Here is a 14,726-nt window from a genome sequence, read left to right as displayed (position 1 = left end):
GAGGTGGCGAGGATGGCGCGCGCGGTGTGGAGCGGGGCACTGACCTTCGGGCTGGTCTCGCTGCCCGTGCAGCTGATCAGCGCGACGGAGAGCCATACGATCCGCTTCCGGCAGCTGGAGCGGGGGACCGGGGACCGGGTCCGTAACAAGCGGGTCAACGAGCGCACCGGCAAGGAGGTCGCGCCGGAGGACATCGTCAAGGGGCTGGAGACGGACGGCGAGTACGTCGTCGTCGAGCCGGACGAACTCGACGAGATCGCGCCCGGCCGGTCGAAGGCGCTGGAGATCAGTGGATTTGTCGATCTGGCCGAGATCGACCCGATCTACTTCGACCGGACGTACTGGCTGGCGCCCAAGGACGAGGGCCACGCGAAGGTGTACGAACTGCTTCACCAGGCGCTGGCACGGACCGGCCGCGCCGGGATCGCCACGTTCGTGATGCGCAACCGCGAATACCTCCTCGCGGTGAAGGCCGAAGCGGACGTACTCGCGGTCCACACGCTGCACTGGGCGGACGAAATCCGGGACCCCAAGCAGGAGATCTCCACCACGCTGGAGAAGGCCGAACTGCCTGAGAAGGAGCTCAAGACGGCGATGGAGCTGGTCGAGACCCTCGACATGGAATGGCACCCGGAGGAGTACAAGGACACCTACCGTGAGCGCGTTCTGGAGCTCGTCGAGGCGAAGGGCAAGGGGGAGACGTACGAGAAGGCCGAGCCGCCCCAGGAGGCCACCAATGTCATCGACCTGATGGACGTACTGCGAAAGAGCGTCGACCGGGCCGGGGGCAAGCAGAGCAAGGGCCTGCGGGGGCTCAACAAGAAGGAGCTCTACGAGCGCGCCGCCGACGCCGACATCCCCGGGCGCTCCTCGATGAACCGGGACGAGCTCATCGAGGCTCTCGGGAAGGCGTCGTGAGCGCGCTGCCGACAGCGTCGTAGCGCGAGTCGGCTGGTGGAGCCGGGCGTACGGGCGGAGGTATGCGCGATGACGAAGGCACTCTCCCGTCGGGAGCGGATGCTCCTGGCGCAGATCGAGGACCAGTTGCGTGAGGACGACGCGGCTCTGGACCGCTGTCTGAGGTCGATGCTGCCTGCCCCGGCGCCGACCGGGGCCCTGTACCGGATACCCGGTGTGGCGCTGTACGTGCTGGTCCCGGCAGCCGTCGCCTTGCTGGCGACGGCCGTCGCGACGTCTTCCCCCGTCTTGATCGCCGCGTTCGCGGGGGTCTGGGCGTTGACCTTCGCGTGCCTCGTCCTGCTGGTGTGCCGCTGGTCGCGTCGCAACAGCGCGGAGCGCCGGGGCCGAGGCGAGGCGGACGGCGGGGACGGAGGGAAGAAGCCGTGAGTGCCGTACCGCCCGCGACTCCTCAGGTCCCCGACAGACTCACCCGCGCAGCTCCAAGGTGCAGCACTTGGTGCCGCCGCCTGCCTTCAGCAGTTCGGGGAGATCGATACCGATGGGTTCGAAGCCGCGAGCGCGCAGCGCTTGGTGGAGGCGGGTCGCCGCGCTGGGCAGCAGTACGTGCCGACCGTCGGAGAACGCGTTCAGCCCGAAGACGTCGGCATCCTCGGATGTCGCCAGGACGGCGTCCGGATAGAGCTCGCGCAGGACGGCTTGGCTGCCTGCTGAGAACGCCTCAGGCAGGTACATGACCTCATCGTCCGAGAGTACGGCCAGCGCGGTATCCAGGTGGTAGAAGCGGGGGTTGACCAGCGTCAGCCCGGTGACCGGAACCCCGAAGAACTCCTGAGCCTCGGCGTGCGCGCGCGGGTCCGTGCGGAATCCGGTCCCGGCCAGCAGCCGACGGCCGGCGAGCAGCAGGTCGCCCTCGCCCTCGTTGATGTACTCCGGCCAGCGCACGGCGCCGTAGCCGTGTTCCTGGAACCAGGACAGATAGGCGGGTCCCTCGGCCGTACGCTCCATGTGACGGAAGCGCGCGGCGAGGACCTTTCCGTCCACCACGGTCCCGCCGTTGGCCGCGAACACCATGTCAGGCAGGCCGGGCACCGGGTCGATCAGTTCGACGGTGTGCCCGAGTTCCCGGTACAGCTCGACCAGGCGCTCCCACTGGGCCTCCGCGCTCCCCTGGTCCGAGGGTTTCTCCGGCTCCATCCAGGGGTTGATGGAGTAGCTGACCTCGAAGTAGCGCGGCGGGCACATCAGCAGCCGTTTGGTGTCCATCTTCCGGCTCTGCGGGGCCGTGGGTTCGGTGTAGGGCACGGGGTTTCTTCCTTCTGTCAGTCAAGAGGGGCGGGTAGCTACGGAGGTCACCGGACGCGGACGGAGGTCACCGTCCCGGTGCCGCGTCCTCCTGCGTCGCCGCCTCTGCGGCGGATGGTCCCTGCGCGGACTCGTCCGCCACGGAGGAGACCACCGTCGTGGCGGCGACCGGGCGAATGAGGAGGGATACCGCACAGGCCAGGGTGGTGACCGTCATCAGGGCGTACATGACGCGGTAGTCGAGCACGCCAATCAATACGGCGCCCGCGAACAGGGACAGCGTCTGGGCACTGTCCCGCGCCATGTTGACCGTGGCGTTCACCCGTCCCTGAAGGCGGGCCGGGGCGTACAGGTGGCAGGCGGTGCCCAGCACCACGAAGAGGAAGGGCAGGCCCACGCCGATGAGGATCACGCCCACCATGAACAGGGCCACGTCATGGGAGACACACAGCGACAGGCCGACCGCGATCGCCGCGTATCCCAGGCAACTGGTCTTGATATCGCCCAGGCGGCGGACCAGCGCCCCGGCGAACAGCCCGGCCAGCGCCGAACCGGCGCCCTGGACGGACGCCAGAACGCCCACGAAGGCAGCTGGCTGGCCCAGTCCCTCATCGACCGCGGCGAACGCGGCGGCCTCCAGCATGCCGACGCCGCCAAGGAAGATCACCATGGCCAGCGTCAGCCGGTAGAGCAGGGGAACGCCGCGCAGATAACGGAATCCGGCCGCGACCGACGTACGGAAGGACTCGCTGGTGGGCTCGGGCTCGGACTCGACGACCTTGACCGACGCCAGCAGCACCGCCGCGGCGATCAGCGTGCCCGTACTCAGCAGCGCCAGGGCGTTACCGCCGTAGGCGGCGTACAGCCCCGCACCCACCACCGGTGAGATGATCCGAACGCCCTCGCGGGTGGAGATCAGCACTGACCGGGCAGCCAGCGCGTCGGACGACGGCAGCATGTCCTTCAGCAGAGCCTGGCGCGCCGGGGTGGAGACCAGCACGCCATACCCGGCGGCCACCACGTAGATGATCCAAAGCTGCCCGGAGTCCCGTACGGCCAGCAGCGACAGGACCAGCATCGCCATTCCCGCGTACATCCACAGCAGCAGCGGCTTGCGGTGCACCCGGTCGACGAGGTGGCCGAGCAGGGGCGAGGCCAGCCCGGGAAGCGTGAGGACCAGGATGACCGCGCCCGCGGCGGCGTCCGAGCCGGTGAGGTCCTTGGCCCAGATAGCGAGCGAGAGAAACATGGCGCTGTCTCCGAAGGCGGAGACAGCTTCGCCGGCGAATATCCGACGGAACTGTGCGTTGTGGCGTAGTAGCGCCCACACTGCTTGGCCTCCATTGAAGGGTGGGACGGCGGCCCGGGGAGAGAACCCGCGGATGCGGTCCTCTCCCCGGACCGCGGGACTTCCGGAGACAGGTCAGTTCTCGCCCATGGCCACACGCAGGCTCTTGGGCCGCATGTCCGTCCAGACCGTGCCGATATGTGCCAGGCACTCCTCCTTGGTGCCGCTGACGCCGGTGTGCCGCCAGCCTCCGGGTACGGGCCGTCCCTCGGCCCAAATGCTGTACTGCTCCTCGGTGTTGCAGACCACCGTGTACTGGGCCTCAGCCGTGCGCTCGCTCATGGGCGGGGTTCCTTTCGTGTCACCGGAATCTGTTCGTGTGCCAACTGGATCTGAGGGAATGCGGGAATGCGGGATCAACTGAGGGATGCGGGATCAGGGGGTGCGCAGGCGCGCCTCGACCCACCGTGTGACGTCCTTACGGCTGGTCTTCCCGGAGGTGTTGCGCGGGAGTTCGTCGAAGAACACCAGACGGCCGGGCCGCATGGCGGCAGGCAGGTCGCGGCGTAGCGCGGTGCGCAGGCGCGCCTCGACGGCCCCGACGGACGCGCCGTCGGGCTCGGCGACCACCGCCAGGTGCAGTTCGGCCCGGCCGCGCAGGGCGTCGGACAGTACGGCGACCGCCTGTGTGACGCCGGGGACCCGCTCGGCGACCGACTCGATCTCCGCCAGTTCCACCCGATGCCCGCGAATCTTCACCTGGTCGTCCACACGCCCGTGAAAAGAGAACTGACCGCCCGGGCCGACCCGGACCATGTCTCCGGTGCGGTAGGCCCGCACACCGTCCGGCCTGGTGAAGAAGGACCGCGCGGTCAGCTCCGGACTCCCGTAGTAGCCGCGGGCCACCCCCACCCCGGAAAGACAGAGCTCGCCGATCGTCCCGTCCGGGACCTGCCGGAGATCCTCGTCCAGCACATGAGCCCGCAGTCCGGGAATCGGCACACCGATGGGCAGCGGGTCGCGATAGGGCGGGCACACCTCGGCACACAGCCCGCAGACCGTGGTCTCGGTGGGACCGTAGCCGTTCCACAGCGTGTCCACCACACCGCTCAGCTCTTCGGCGAGCACCGCGGGCAACGCTTCTCCCGCGCTGACGAGGTGCCGGAAGACGCGCTCGCCCGCCAGGAACGGCAGCAGCGAGCGCAGTTGGCTCGGAGTCGCGAATCCCGCGTCGACCCGCCGGTCACGCAACCACCGCGCGAAGAACTCGGGGTTGCGGGCGCTGCGCGGTGGAGCGACGACGATCGCGCCGCCGCTGGTGAGCGGCACCAGCATTTCGGGGACGGACATATCGAAGACGATGCTGCTGTGTGCGAGCATCCGGTCCCCGGGCCCGAGCCGCATCGCGCCCGAGAAGTAGTCCAGCATGTTGAGCAGACCACCGTGCTCGATCTCCACGCCCTTGGGCAGTCCCGTCGAGCCGGAGGTGAAGAGGATGTACGCGGCGGGCTCGGGCCCGGCCAGATGATCACCCGCCGTTGGGGACACCGTAGCGGCGGAGGCCAGTTCGGCCAGGGCGTCGCGGACCACGCCGTCGGCGTTCGGCGACGTCGCCGCCGCCCCGCAGCGCGCCTGCTGGATCTGGTGGCGGCGCCGTTCGGCCGGAGCCCGTGGATCGAGCGGCACCGCCACCGCGTCCAGCAGCCAGGTCGCCAGCAGGGCGACCACGTAGTCGGTTCCGTAGTCGCATTCGATCGCGACCCGGGTACCGCGCCGCACCCCGTCCGCGGCGAGCGCGTCAGCCTGACCGCGGGCCGCCGACAGCAGGGCGGCGTAGCTCAGTTCACCGCTCTCGTCCTCCACAGCCGTGGCCCGCGGGTGGGCCTGCGCGTGCTCCAGGAAGCGCCGCACGGTGGGGGAGGCGGTGTGGACCGCGTCCGCGCTGGTGAGAACGTCGCTCATGAGGTTCTTCCCCTCCTTGGCCGTGCGGTGTCTTCTTCGCCCAACTGCTCCCGTACGAGGGCGGCGAGGCCGCCCAGGGTGGGGTTCTCCAGGAAGTCGACCAGCTCCACGTCCGCCCCCAGCTCCTCATCGAGCAGGGCCAACAGGCGCATGGCCTTGAGGGAGTGCCCGCCGAGGTTGAGGAAGTCATCCCCGGGAAGGGCTCGCTCGGTGTCGAGGACCTTTCGCCACAGCGCCGCGACCGTCTCGTCCACCTCGTCGGGGTGGGGCTCCTGAGGCTGTCTTCCGGTGTCCTGGGCAACGTCGGGTGCGTTGTTCTCCCGCCTTGTCTGAGACAGCGTGTCGAGCAGCGCCGTCCGGTCCGCCTTGCCGTTGGGTGTGACCGGAACACGGTCCACGACCACCACGGTGGGGAGCATGTAGGGCGGGAGCTGCGCCCGCAACGCCGTACTGAGTGAAGCGGCGTTCAAAGGCTCTGTGCCCTCCATCCGAGCACCGGCCGACACGAAGGCCAGGATCTCGGCGCCGTCCGGCGTACGGCGGCTGAGGACCACCGCGTCGGCCACCCCGGCCTGGCGGCGCACCGCCCACTCCACCTCGGCCAGTTCCACCCGATGGCCCCGGACCTTGACCTGGTCGTCGAACCTGCCGACGTATGCGTAGCCGCCGTCCGGCCCCACCCTGACCTGGTCACCCGTGCGGTAGAGCCGCTGTCCGGGCTCCGTGGCGAACGGGTCGGGTACGAAGGCCGCGGCGGTCAGCTCCGGTGCGCCGAGATAGCCGTGCGCGAGACCGTCGCCCCCCACGTACAGCTCGCCGGTGCCGCCCGGTGGAACCGGCTTCCCCGACTCGTCCAGCGCATAGGCCGTGCTGCGCGGCAGGGGACGCCCCAGCGGGATCACGCCAGCGGCGATGTCCTGCGGTGTCACCGCGTGCGTGGTGCTGAACGTGGTGTTCTCGGTGGGGCCGTAGCCGTTGACCACCTGGGCGGGCGGATGCTCCCCGAACAGTCGCTCCAGCCTGCGGACATCCTGCTTCTCCCCGCCGAACAGCAGCACCCGCAGGTGACGGAACGCGTCGGGGGCGAAGTCCACCAGCTGGTTGAAGAGGGTGACCGTCAGGAACATCACGGTGATCCGCTGCTCGGCGAGGAAGGCGCGCATCCGCGCGGGAGACAGCAGGACATCCCGGTCCGCGACGACGAGCACGCCGCCACCCGCCAAGGCGCCCCACACCTCGAAGGTCGCCGCGTCGAAAGCGGGATTGGACACATGCGCGACCCGGTCACCAGGGCTGAAGGTGACGAACTCCGCGTCAGGTACGAGTCGGTTGACCGCCCGATGCGGCACGATCACGGCCTTCGGCTGCCCAGTGGAGCCCGAGGTGCACATCACGTAGGCCACGTCGGCGCCGGTCAGCGGCACCGGCTCGCACAGCTGCGGGTCGGTGGCCAGCAACTCATCCAGCCGGTGGACGGGTACGACGCCCGCCAGCATCCCGGCGGCTCCCTCGTCGGAGACAACAGCCGCCGTCGCCGCCGCGGCGGAGACGATGTCCCGCGTACGCCCAGCGGGCTGAGCGGTGTCCACCGGCAGGTAGGCGCCTCCGGCGTACAGCACACCCAGACAGGCGGTGACCGCCGCGATACCGCGTTCCATCGGCACGGCCACCACGCCGCCCCGGACGAACCCGGCCGTACGCAGCCCAGCGGCCACCGCGCGGGCCCGTCGGTCCAGCTCCCCGTAGCTGATGGTGTCGGCACCGTGCTGTACGGCCGTCGCGCCGGGCCGCACTTCGGCATGGCGGCGCACCCGGTCGTGCACCCCGGTGAAGCCCGTGGCCGTGGTGGGCGTGATCGGGCCGGGCAGCTCGCTGTCCGGAGCCGCGAAGGCATCGCGCACCGCCGTGAGCAGACGCTCGTGCACGGCCGCGGCGTGCTCCGCGGTGAACAGGTCCGCGGCGTACTCGAGTTCGCAGACCGTGCCACGGGCACGCTTCGTCACCTGCCACAGCACTTCGTACTTCGCCGTGCCCGTGCCGAGCTGCTCCCGCTCCGCCCAGTGACCACCCAGCCGTAGCCCGCACCAACTGGTGTCCAGGTAGGTGAGCGATGTCTGGGCAAGCGGGGCCCGGGCACGCTCGCCGCTGGGCCAGAACTCCTCGACAAGCGTCTGGAACGGTATCCGGCGGTGTGCGAGAGCCTGGGTGACGACTCGGCGCACCTGCCGTACGAGAGTCCGTGCGGTGGTACCCGGCGGCAGGGTGAAGCGAAGCGGCAGGACGTCCACGAACATGCCGACCTCGTCGCGCTGCTCCCGCTCGCGGGCGGACAACGGCACGGCGACGACCAGATCCCGGTCGCCTGTCACCGCGGCGAGCCCCACCACATAAGCGGCGAGCCACGTCATGAAGTCGCTGAGACGTTCCTGCTCGGCGAACGCGAACACCGGCGCCAGCTGTTCGTCGGTCAGGGTGACCCGGTGGGCACCGCCCGCGGTGCCAAGTCGCGCCGGGCGGGGCAGGTCATGGGGCAGGGACAACCCTCGCGGGGCGTCGGCCAGCGCGGTATGCCAGAAGTCCAGCGCGCTGCCGGGCTCCGGCTTCACCTCACCGGTACTCGACGCGGCTTCCCTGCCATGGCCGTCGGCTCCGTCGTCGGACGGGCCTTTCCGGCCACCCTCGTAGAGCCGCTGGAGTTCCGACTCCAGCAGACTCAACGAAATCCCGTCACACACCAGGTGATGGACCGTCAGGAGCAGCTGGCTGCCCGAATCGCCCTGATCCAGGAGTAGTGCCCGCAGCAGTGGCGGCCGCGCGAGGTCGAACGGGGTGCGCGCTTCGGTATCGAGCAGTTCACTGACGCTCGTCTCCGGGATGTTCCGCCCGTCCACCCAGCGCAACGGTACGGACACCTTGGCGGCGGCCACGGCCAGGCCCGGCCGCACGAAGCCCCGGCGCAGCGCCTCGTGCTCCACCGCGAGGGCGTCCAGCGCCGCGCGCAGCCGGGCGGCGTCCAGCGCGCCGTCGAAGCGGTAGCGGACGGCGATGTGGTAGACCGCCGACCCGTGATGCAGCTGTTCGGTGATCCACAACCGCTCCTCGGGGCCGGTCAGCGCCCTGGGCTCCGGTGCCGATATGCCGTCGGTGCCAGCGAGCAGCGTCGTCAGGGCGCCGAACTCCGGGTAGTCATACAGGATGTCCAGAGCGAGCTCGGTACCGGTGAGCTCACGCAGCAGGGTCGCCGCGTCCACGGCGAGCAGGGAGTCGCCCCCCTCGTCGAAGAAGTGGTGCTCGTCCCGGACCTCGCTGAGTCCGAGTGTCTTGCGCCAGATGTCGGCGACGCCTTCCCGAAGGTCCGCCACCGCCGCGTTCCCCGGCGCGGGCAGGGGCCGTTCAGCCATGGGCACGGCCCCCCGTCCCGGTACCCGTCCGCGCTTCGGCCGCTGCCGTGCGGGTGACCAGCCAGTCGCCTATCGCGAGTGCGTCCAGCGTGGAACGGGCGTAGGTGGCGACCGCCGTCTCGGGCGTGCGGATCACCGGCTGACCGCGCAGGTTGAACGAGGTATTGATCACCATGGGGATGCCCCGGTCGTCGCCGACCTGGCGGATCAGACGCCAGAAGCGTGGTGCGCTCTCCCGGTCGACGGTCTGGACCCGGGCTGAGCCGTCGACGTGCGTGATCGACGGCAGCAGCTCCCGGTACTCGGGCCGCACCTGCGTCACGAAGAGCATGTGCCGGTACATGGCTTCCCGCTCGGGGTCGAGCTCGAAGTAGCGGTGCGCCTCCTCCGCGAGGACCGCTGGCGCGAAGGGACGGAACTCCTCGCGCTGCTTCACCATGGTGTTCAGATGCGCCCGCATGTTCGGCGACGCGGGGTCCGCGAGGATACTGCGGTTGCCCAGCGCGCGCGGCCCGAACTCCATCCTGCCCTGGAACCAGGAGACCACCTTGCCCGCGCCGATCAGAGCGGACACCTGCGCCAACAGCTCGTCCTCGGCCAGCTTGCGGACCGTGAACGCGTCACCGAGCCCGCTGAGGGCCGCTTCGATGTCCCGCTCGCCGAACTCCTCACCCCAGTAAGGCATCGTCATAGCGGCGGGTGCCGCCGGTGCCTCCTGCCGCAGTTGCCACAGCGCGGCGCCCAGCGCCGTGCCGTCGTCGCCCGAGGCGGGCTGCACGAACACCTGGTCGAAGAGGTCGCTTCGCGCGATCACTCCGTTGGCGGTGCAGTTGAGCGCGACGCCACCCGCCATACACAGGTTGCGAGAGCGCCCCGGCTCCCGAGCCGCCGTTCCCAGCACATGCAGCAGACTCTCCTCCAGCACACCCTGCACCGTCGCGGCGATATCCCTATGACGCTGGTCCACCGGCGCCTCGGGATGCCGCGCCGGACCGAACAGCTCCTCCAGCCGCCGGATCGCACCGCGATGGGTCTCCCGCTCCGTCGGTGACTTGTCGTGCGCCAGCACCGGCACCACGATCCGGCCGCCGTCCAGGGTGCGCACGAGGTCACGCGCCACGTCCGCGTACCGACGGGAGTCGCCGTACGGCGCCAACCCCATCACCTTGTACTCGTCCATGCCCGGGAGGAAGCCCAGGTACTGGGTGACAACGCTGTACAGGATGCCCAGGGACGCGGAGATCGAGTAGCTGCGCACCAGCCGCAGATCCGCACCCGTGCCCTGGAACACCGACGTCGACTCGGCCTCGCCCATCCCGTCCGCCACCAGGACCGTCGCGTCCTGGAAGCCGCTCAGGTGATACGCGCTGGCGGCATGGGCCACATGGTGGCGCACCGGCACGAACTTCCGCTCCCAGTCCTGGTCCGGATAATGCGACCGCAGGACGTCCCACTGCACTTCCTTGCGGTAGACATCGCGGAACCAACGCCGGGCGAACTCATCGCGCTCGAAGGCCGCCGACGGTTCATAGCGGAAGCCATGGGCGACGAAGTCGACGTCGTCCAGCGTCACTCCGGCGATCCGCAGGCACGCGTCGATCGCGTCCACGGGAAACGCCCCCGTGCCCTTGTTCCCATCGTGCCGTTCCTGCGCGGAGGCGGCGATCACGCCGTCCTCACTGACCAGAGCGGCCGCCGCGTCGAGCCCCTGCACCACGCGCTGCTCGCGCCAGTCCAGGCCGGGCAGCAGCTCCTTCTTGACGGACATCGACCGGTCAAGTCCGCTGATTCCGAGCACCAGCACGTCAAACTCCCTTCGTATCCGTCGCATGGACGATCGCGTCGGCCACCGCTGTGACCCACGGATCGCGTATGAGCTGGTAGTGATCGCCGTCCGCGAGGGAGACCCGCAGCTCACGAGCGAGCCGCTGCCACCCCGCCACCGCGGTACGACGTGCCTCGTCGGCGCCGTGGCGCGAGAGGACAAGGTGGACCGGTCCGTCGAAGACCGACGGCCGGTGACGGGTGAGACCGGAGAGCATTCCCTGCCAGAACTCCATCAGGGAGTCAGCGACCGGACCGCTCAGCTGCGCCAGCCCCGCCGAGTCGACCCCGAGGAGCTTCAGCAGTCCGTCCGCGGCCCCGTCGGCGAGAACCTGCGGCAACCCCCGCCGGGCCACGTCAGCGCGCAGCCGCTCCAGGGCCAGCCCGTCCTCGGCGTCCTCCGGGTCCTGGCCTGGCGCGGCGTCGACGAGGACGACGCGCTCGGGCACGACCCCGAGTACGGAGAGCCGAACGGCGACCTCCTGGGCCAGCACACCACCCGCGGACCATCCGGCGATCACCGGCCGACGGCCCTCCAGCAGCGGTGCCAGCTCATCGGCGTACCCCTGCGCGGTCGCCGCGAAGTCCGAGGTACCGCCGCCTCCCAGCAGATCCGCCTGCACTCCCAGGATCTCGAACGAGTCCGAGACCCGGGCGACCAGATCGAGGTAGCAGAACAGCGTGCCGCCCAGCGGATGCACCAGAACCAGAGGCCGCGCCCCGGTGGTGCCGCCCAGCGACACCACCCGGCGTCCGCCGCCGTGGGCCTGCCGCGCGCCAGCTGTGCCAAGCCGCCTGTCCAGGTACTCCGCCTGACCGGCCACCGTAGGCGTGTCGTAGAGCTGCGCGAGCGGCACGGTGGTGTCGAAGGCCGCGCTCAGCTCACCGACCAGCCGCAGTGCCAGCAGACTGTGCCCGCCGACCAGGAAGAAGTCGTCGTCACGGGATACCCGCAGGCCGAGCACCTTTTCCCACGCCGCGCTCACGCGATGCTCGGTCGGGGCGGGGTCGTAGCCAGCCGTGTCCGTCACGCGGAGAAGCTCCGCGTCACGCGTGGTCCGCTCCGCCGGTCGCGCCACCGACCGCGTGTCCCCACGCTGAGGCGGCACCGACTCTTCGGGCGCCCGCAAGGCCCCACGGTCCAGCTTCCCCACGACGGTGTGCGGCAGGGCTTCCACGACCACGAAGAACCTGGGCACAGCCGCGGCGGGCAGCTGGGCCGCCGCGTGACGGCGCAGCTCCCGCTGGTCTACCGGGGCGCCGTCGACCGCGACGATATTCGCCAGGAGCCCGTCATACCCTGGCCTGAGTCCGACGACCGCGGCGGCCACGCCCGGATGCGTGCGCAGTACCGCCTCGATCTCCTCCGGCTCTACCCGCTGGCCGAGTACCTTCAGTTGATGGTCGGCCCGGCCCAGGTACTCAAGCTCGCCGGACTCCGTGAGGCGCCCGAGGTCGCCGGTGCGATACAGCCGACTACCCGCGAGGTTCCAGGCATCCGGCAGGAAACGCTCGGCCGTGAGCGCGGGCAGCTCCAGGTAGCCACGTCCGATGCCTGGGCCACCCAGGTAGATCTCGCCGACCGTTCCCGGCGGCACCAGGTTTCCGGCGTCATCGAGCAGGTGGACGCGCATGCCAGGGCGCGGCCTGCCGATGACGGGCGTGGTGCCCTCCATCACCTCGGCGAGCGTCGCCTCCACCGTCGCCTCAGTAGGGCCATAGGAGTTGACGGCCCGCACCGCGGGGTAGGCGGCCAACCGGTCCCACAGGTCCGGCGGGCACGCCTCGCCGCCGAAGACGACCAGACGCGGTGGATGAGGTGCGTCCAGCAGCCCGTGTTCCACCAGAACCTGCATCTGCAGCGTGGTCGTGTCGACGATGTCCGCCGCGCGCCGCTCGTCATGGGCGCGCTCAACGAGATGGCGCAGGTCGCGCCTCTCCTCCTGGCCCAGCACACAGAGGGTGTGGCCCTCGAGCACCAGCAGAACCTGCTCGATGAAGAAGTCGGAGATATAGGCGGAGCTGCCGGTCACGACGCGCAACGGACCGGTGGAGCCCAGCGACCGGGTCCGCGCGGCCAGCGTGCCGACCGCGTATTCGGACAGGCTGCCATGCTCGATCATCACGCCCTTGGGCCGACCGGTCGTGCCGGAGGTGAACATCACGTACGCGAGGTCGTGATCGTCGACATCCGGCAGTGGCGTCGCCTCGTCCTCAGGCTCCGCGCCCAATGCGGGTGCGGGTGCGGGTGCCGGTGCCGTCGGATCGAATACGACGTAGCCCTCGGGCACTTCCCTGGGCACATCGGTAACGATCAGCACCGGAGACGCCTGCTCCAGCATGAGGCTCAATCGCCGCTCCGGCAGGTCCGGGTCCAGCGGGACGAACGCCGCACCCGCCTTCCACACCGCCCAGAGCGTGACCAGCGCCGTGGCTCCCGGCCGCAGGCAGATCCCCACGAGGTCGCCCCGCCGTACGCCGCGCTGGCACAGCCGCCGGGCGAGCACCTCACTGTGGGCGTCCAGATCGGCGAAGCTCAGCCGGGTTCCGCCGTCTTCGACCGCCACGGTGTCCGGTGTGCGCCGTGCCTGACGACGCAGCAGCTCGTGCACCGGCAGGCTGGGGGCCGAGACGCCGGAATCGTGCCACGCCGCCAGCAGTTCCTGTTCGCGCTCACTCATCAGCTCGGCACCGCGGTGGTCGGTGTCGCAGTCCGCCGCCATCGCGGTCAGCGCCCGCAGGTGGTAGTCACGGATGCGGGTGACCTGGGCCGCCGTCAGTTCTCGAATGTCGTACTCGAATTCCATCCGCAGGCCACCCAGCACCGCTTCCCGGCTGATGGTGACGCTGAAGGGGAAGTTGGTGATCGCCACCCCCTGAATGTCGGCCCCCGGCCCCTCGGGAGCGAAGGCGCCGCTCTGCGCCAGGGTCCCGAGCTGCGAGAAGTCGTTGTACGTGAAGTTGACGTCGAAGAGCGCGCCTCCGCCGAGGCCGCGTTGGAGCGCGGACATCGGATACCGGCGGTGGGGCAGCATCTCCCGCTCCGCCTCGAACACCGCCCGTGCCAGGTCGGTCCAACTGCCTTCCGGCATACGCATCCGGAACGGCACCGTGTTGAGGAACAAGCCGCGGGCCTCGGAACCGTCGGTCTCCTCCAGGCGGCCGTTGGAGGTCAGGCCCGTCACGACATCCGTACTGCCGGTGACGAGGGTCATGGCCCGCAGGTGAGCGGCCAGTACGACGGACTTGAACGGCACACCCGCAGCCGTCGCGAACTCCTTCAGGGAGGCGAGCAACTTCTCGGAGAGCGGCGTGTTCAGTACTCCGTAGCCCTGTTCCTCATCGCGCAGGTGGGTCTCCCCGTCGAGCTGGTCTCCGGCGGGCCGGAACTCCGTCTCGGCGGACCGCCAGGGCAGCGGATCCCGCGGGTGACCGGCGAGCAGGGTGTGCCAGTAGGCGGCGCTTTCGGCGGAGGTGAGGGCGGTGCGTTCGGCGGCGATGTAGTCGCGGTAGGTGGAGCGCAGTGGGGGCAGGGTGACGTCCTCGCCGCGGAGGAGGGCGTGGTAGGTGTCGGTGATTTCGGCGAGGGTGGAGGCGAGGCTCCAGCCGTCGAGGATGGCGTGGTGGTCGGTGACGGTCCACTGGAAGGAGTCATCGGACAGTACGTGCACACTCATCCGGCACAACGGAGCCGTACGGACGTCGAACGGCTTCGCGCGCTCGGCGCTCACGCACTCGCGCAGCGTTGCCGACTGCTCAATGTCGCTCAGACCCCGCAGGTCCACGACGGTCAAGGGCAGTGTCACCGCGGTGTGTACGAGCTGCGTCGGCTCGCTGTACCCGGTGAGCGCCAGCGACGTCCGTAGCACCGCGTGCCGTTCCGTCACCAGGGCGAGCGCGCGCCGGAAGGCGACCGCGTCGAACCGGCCGGCCATGGGCAGGCTCTCCACGTTCAGGTACGGGTTGCGGTCGGGGTCCCGTTCCATTTCGTAGACCATGCCGAGTTGGAGTTCGGCCATGGGGTAGGC

At 70.0% G+C, this 14,726-nt stretch carries 9 protein-coding genes; 2 read left to right on the top strand and 7 right to left on the bottom strand.

Going from position 1 to position 14,726, the window contains the following annotated elements; translation table 11 throughout:
* Positions 1-12 precede the first annotated feature (12 nt).
* Together ku and GCN81_RS09190 are read left to right on the top strand one after the other, a co-directional pair.
* Entirely contained in the window at positions 13-918 is a 906-nt protein-coding gene (gene ku / locus GCN81_RS09195) for a non-homologous end joining protein Ku (protein WP_156723547.1), read from the top strand.
* 69 nt (positions 919-987) lie between these two features.
* Positions 988-1,347: a DUF3040 domain-containing protein gene (locus GCN81_RS09190; protein WP_156723545.1), complete on the top strand. Its 360-nt coding sequence runs from the start codon at positions 988-990 to the stop codon at positions 1,345-1,347.
* A gap of 39 nt (positions 1,348-1,386) precedes the next feature.
* Here GCN81_RS09190 and ddaH read toward each other — a convergent pair whose 3' ends face one another.
* From ddaH to GCN81_RS09155, 7 genes are all read right to left on the bottom strand, one after another.
* Positions 1,387-2,223, bottom strand: coding sequence for a dimethylargininase (gene ddaH / locus GCN81_RS09185; protein WP_407697954.1), 837 nt, complete (start codon positions 2,221-2,223; stop codon positions 1,387-1,389).
* A gap of 67 nt (positions 2,224-2,290) precedes the next feature.
* Positions 2,291-3,553 (bottom strand): MFS transporter, encoded by a 1,263-nt coding sequence (locus GCN81_RS09180; RefSeq protein ID WP_197287542.1) that lies wholly within the window; start codon positions 3,551-3,553, stop codon positions 2,291-2,293.
* A gap of 93 nt (positions 3,554-3,646) precedes the next feature.
* Positions 3,647-3,853, bottom strand: a complete 207-nt coding sequence (locus tag GCN81_RS09175) for an MbtH family protein (RefSeq protein ID WP_156723542.1) — start codon at positions 3,851-3,853, stop codon at positions 3,647-3,649.
* Positions 3,854-3,946: 93 nt separating this feature from the next.
* A complete protein-coding gene (locus tag GCN81_RS09170) occupies positions 3,947-5,473 on the bottom strand; it encodes an amino acid adenylation domain-containing protein (RefSeq protein WP_156723540.1) in 1,527 nt (508 codons plus the stop codon).
* Positions 5,470-8,874: a non-ribosomal peptide synthetase gene (locus tag GCN81_RS09165; RefSeq protein WP_156723538.1), complete on the bottom strand. Its 3,405-nt coding sequence runs from the start codon at positions 8,872-8,874 to the stop codon at positions 5,470-5,472. Before GCN81_RS09165 ends, GCN81_RS09170 begins: the two co-directional genes overlap by 4 nt.
* Positions 8,867-10,678, bottom strand: coding sequence for a carbamoyltransferase family protein (locus GCN81_RS09160; RefSeq protein ID WP_156723536.1), 1,812 nt, complete (start codon positions 10,676-10,678; stop codon positions 8,867-8,869). Before GCN81_RS09160 ends, GCN81_RS09165 begins: the two co-directional genes overlap by 8 nt.
* Position 10,679: 1 nt before the next feature.
* Positions 10,680-14,726, bottom strand: a 4,047-nt coding sequence (locus GCN81_RS09155) for a non-ribosomal peptide synthetase (protein WP_156723534.1), incomplete at its 5' end; no start/stop codon positions are given.

Source organism: Streptomyces apocyni (assembly GCF_009739465.1).
GTDB classification, from domain to species: domain Bacteria; phylum Actinomycetota; class Actinomycetes; order Streptomycetales; family Streptomycetaceae; genus Streptomyces; species Streptomyces apocyni.
The sequence above is the reverse complement of the archived record's forward strand: the minus strand, read 5'-3'. Positions and strand labels throughout refer to the sequence as shown.

Coding starts and splice junctions, on each gene's coding strand:
- ku (WP_156723547.1), top strand. CDS start 13: ATGGCGCGCGCGGTGTGGAGCGGGGCACTGACCTTCGGGCTGGTCTCG.
- GCN81_RS09190 (WP_156723545.1), top strand. CDS start 988: ATGACGAAGGCACTCTCCCGTCGGGAGCGGATGCTCCTGGCGCAGATC.
- GCN81_RS09175 (WP_156723542.1), bottom strand. CDS start 3,853: ATGAGCGAGCGCACGGCTGAGGCCCAGTACACGGTGGTCTGCAACACC.
- GCN81_RS09170 (WP_156723540.1), bottom strand. CDS start 5,473: ATGAGCGACGTTCTCACCAGCGCGGACGCGGTCCACACCGCCTCCCCC.
- GCN81_RS09165 (WP_156723538.1), bottom strand. CDS start 8,874: ATGGCTGAACGGCCCCTGCCCGCGCCGGGGAACGCGGCGGTGGCGGAC.